Origin of the sequence: Streptococcus sp. 2106 (genome assembly GCF_013277315.1) — a bacterium.
In the GTDB taxonomy this organism is placed as follows: domain Bacteria; phylum Bacillota; class Bacilli; order Lactobacillales; family Streptococcaceae; genus Streptococcus; species Streptococcus pseudopneumoniae.
On the sequence record NZ_VMMS01000127.1, the window covers coordinates 1 to 3,870 of the forward strand.

The window sequence follows — 3,870 nt, forward strand, 5'->3', positions numbered from 1 at the left end:
CTGCAGTATCAATCTTACCTTTTTCCTCAGTTAATTTAGCTTCCAAGTCTTTGACTTTTTGCTCTTTTTCTGTCGCTGTTAGGCTTGGGTCTGCATTGATTTCTGCCTTCTCAGTTTCTGCTGCCTTGTCTAATGCTTTCTTCGCCTTGTCTCTTCCTACGGGATTAACTTTGGTTATTTCAGCAATCCCTTCCATTTTAGCGTTTTCTACACCACCTTGGTCTGTAGCTACTGCAACATTGTTTGCCGCTTTTTTTGCATCTTCTATAACTTCTTCTTTAGCTGCATCCTTTTCGTTTTCTGATAATGTGTCATCATCATCTATCATAACTAATTTCTCTGCTGCTTTTTCTGCTATTTCATCAGCTGCTTTACGTTTTATTTTTAATTCTTCATTCAGAGTTTTCCGTTTTTCTAGAGCCTCTTCCACTACTGTTTTGTAATTAGCAGTAGTAGATGTAATATCCAAATTCTCCTTAATTTTGTTCAATTTTTCTTCATAATCAGCCTTGGTTTCAGAAGTAGACCATTTTGTGTCTTTTTCTTTTTGTCTGGCTAATTCATCATAAACTTTTTTAGCTAAGTCCTTAGCTACTTTCCTAGTATCCTGAGTAACTCTAAACCCTGTTCCAACAACTGGTAGAGCATACTGCCTCCATGGAACTTGAAATCCCATCCCCAATTTTTTATTATCCGCTGCACTAATACGCACAGTATACTCTGTTACACCAGAAGCTAAGCTAATATTTTTACTAGTAAAAGTTCCATGAGAAGTTCCTAATCTTCTCTTATTTGAATCCTCTCCCAATTTCTCAGTCAATTCGTTTTTCTTATCTTCAGTTTGGGATCTAGTAGTTTCTAATACGGCATCTCCTCCCAAATTAAGTTTTTTAACTATTTTATTTTCATCACTAATTTCATTTTGTGGATAAAAAGATTGATTATAAATTATAGTTTCATTTCCCTCAGCTGTTTTTGCTATTACCTCAACCTTATAACCAGCTTTATTACCATCAATATCTCCTGTAATACCAGTATAGAAAGACACAGTAACATCAGAACCTGTCTCGGGAGAATAGTTTTTAAACGTTTTTTCAATTCCCTTGTATTTTGTCACCCCTTTCCCTTTATTACTATAGTCCCCTTCTTGCGTATACTTACTACGATCATCAACTTCTTCTTGTTCTGTCGCTTTAGTCCTCACCAACCCCAGGAATAGTGCATAATTCTTTGAGCGTTCAAAAGAAGATTCATTCAACCACGTCTTATCTTTCCCATTTTGAGTTCGAACCGTATTCACAGTCTCAATAGGAAATACCCCGTTATCTGTCTTTCTTGCAACACCGAATTTTCCGCCATTGACTGCCTTCCAACCACCAAATTCATCCAATTCACTCACTTCACCTGGATTTATACTTTTGGTAGCACCAACTTGGTCTATGTTAGCAAGTTTTTTCTCATTCTCTACTGTTTCAGGCAAATCTTTTAATTTAGTTGCCAAATCCTCTACACTTGCATCATCCCCTGGAGCTGTATAAGTCTGATTTGCATCTGGATCGGCATCGGCTGCAGTCGCTGGTGGGGCAGGGTCTGCTTCACGTCTTTTACGTACTTTTGGCTTGCTGCTTGCTTCTTCTAATCTTGTACCTTCACCTTCAGATTTTGGAGAGCTAGAATCCCCACTCACAGAGTTTTCATCCGATCGAGTCTTTGTTGTAGTTTCGCTTCTTTCAGATGAGTTGGCTTCTTCCTCTTTGGTCTCTGGATGACTCTCTTGCTTGCCTTCATCCCCTGCTTCAGTATTGGTTGCAGATCCTTGTTCTTTTGCAGCAGGAGCAGCGTAGGTTGGCTGCTGTTCCTCTGTTTCCGAATCCTTATCAGCTGCCACCTCCTCATTTAACTGTACGGCCTGCGCTTCCTTAGCAGATACCGCTCCACTTCCCATAAAGAGATAGAGTGCCGCCACGGCTACCGAGGCCGCTCCAAAACTAACCTTCCGAATCGAAAACCGCAAGCGTTTTTCTCTATCGTCCTTCTCACTATAAAACATATTAGATGTTCCCCTTTTTAGTTTAAATTTTTTCAAGTGAAATCACTGAGTCCATAACTGTAACACAATGCAAAGGTTTGCCTTGTGAATCAAAAATGCACTCAATCATTCAACCTGATATGACTAAACTATTATACCTTAAATTACTTTAAAAAGATAATCATTTGACTTCTTTATCTCACTTAGTATCAAGAAAAAGACAGCCTATCCACATATATATATATATGGATAGGCTGTACAAAGCTATTCTATCAAGCTTCCTGACGATTCTGTCTTGAGAAACATATACAAATCAAGGTTTTATTACAATTTGATAACATTTTAGTTACGGTTTGTTTCGAAGTAATTTCCCCCTGATGTTAAGCACATCAAATGCTAATTGATAAAAACAAATCCTAACATTGTATCATTAAAAAGCCGCTCTTCTGTAGTAGACACGCCATACCCTCTTTTTAATCATTTATGGATAAAACTAAATCATAGGCCAGTTTATAGATTCTAACCCCTTGCTTAGGGATTCTTATAGATTAGATTATTAGCTAGCCAGCTCCAGTTTTTCTAAGATCACTACTTCTCTTAGGCTTACTTGATTTACAAATGACCTAACTAGCTAACTCCGAAATCACTGTATTTTATCGAACCCTATCTAGGAGATAGAGAGTTACAAAAAACTCCAACCATGGCTTGCGAACCTTGTCTTTGCTGGTTTCTCTGTATTTTTTAGGGCTTATTTGTATTTTTTCAATAGCTCCTCAAACTCAGCGACGGTTATGCCCAACTGCTGGCTAGCAACCTCAGAAGTCAGAAGACCTTGGCGGACTAGATTTACTAAACCTACTTTTAATCCCTGTTCAAGCCCCTCTGCACGACCTCTCTCCAACCCTTTTTCTTCAGCTTGTTCCAAGGCATAGTCCTGTGCTAATAAGGCTTGTTCTTCTCGCATACGTAGTTGACTAAACATCTCCCTGTCCTCCTCGGACCAGCTCTTGTAATCTAGCAGTTGGTCTGCTTGGCTGATGGCTCGCTCAGGTTCTTGGGTAAAGGGTTTATTCCCGAAAAACTCCAACCATGGCTTGCGAACCTCGTCTTTGCTGGTTTCTCTGTATTTTTTTAGTTCCAAGAATGCCATCTTAACCAGATGGTTTTCCTGTCCATTGTTTGTAATTGTTAAAACCTCACCTGTCCTATCCTCTCGCATGCTAAAACTATGAAAAGCCAAGTCATCTGAGAAGTAGTTACTATCCACAATTGCGATAGCGTATACTGGTGAGATGTGTTTATAACTCTGATGAGTATCACCTTCTCGTTGACGAATTTTTTCAAGATTTTGATTGACCTGACTGCAAAGGTAAGCCCACAGGCGATTGATGAAAAAATTCTGATGATGGACTTGAATCTCAATGATTACTTGAGTACCATTATCTAGTTCAGCCAAAACATCTATACTGGTATAGAAATCTTGCGCTGAATAGGGCAGGGACGGCAAGACATGAATATTGCTTCCCTCCAAAATGGTCACATTTTTTGCTGGTAAATCCAGCATATCGCGAATAAATTGACAAGTTATTTCCGGATTGCTAAAAATCTTCTTAGCAACCAAATCATTGGTCGGGCTAATGCCCGGATGACGTACAGTCATATTGCTTCTCCTTTCATTATAGCACATTTTTTAATCTAGATTTGATTATTCTATTTATTTATTCGAAAAAGAGAGGAAAATACAGTCAAGATATGGTCACAAATTTAAAATTTTATAGTGAAATGAAATAAGAACAGGGCAAATCTATCAGGACAGTCAAATCGATTTCTAACAATGTTTT

Annotated in this window: 2 protein-coding genes; both read right to left on the minus strand. The window is 38.4% G+C overall.

Going from position 1 to position 3,870, the window contains the following annotated elements:
- Nucleotides 1–2,050, minus strand: a 2,050-nt coding sequence (locus HT723_RS10830; protein ID WP_172935189.1) for a DUF1542 domain-containing protein, incomplete at its 3' end; no start/stop codon positions are given.
- 727 nt (nt 2,051–2,777) lie between these two features.
- Complete coding sequence (locus HT723_RS10835) at nt 2,778–3,689, minus strand: Rpn family recombination-promoting nuclease/putative transposase (RefSeq protein ID WP_083022231.1); 912 nt, start codon at nt 3,687–3,689, stop codon at nt 2,778–2,780.
- Nucleotides 3,690–3,870 lie beyond the last annotated feature (181 nt).

Bases quoted from the DNA above. Each gene is read 5' to 3' on its own strand.
- HT723_RS10835 (WP_083022231.1), bottom strand. From the start codon at position 3,689: ATGACTGTACGTCATCCGGGCATTAGCCCGACCAATGATTTGGTTGCT.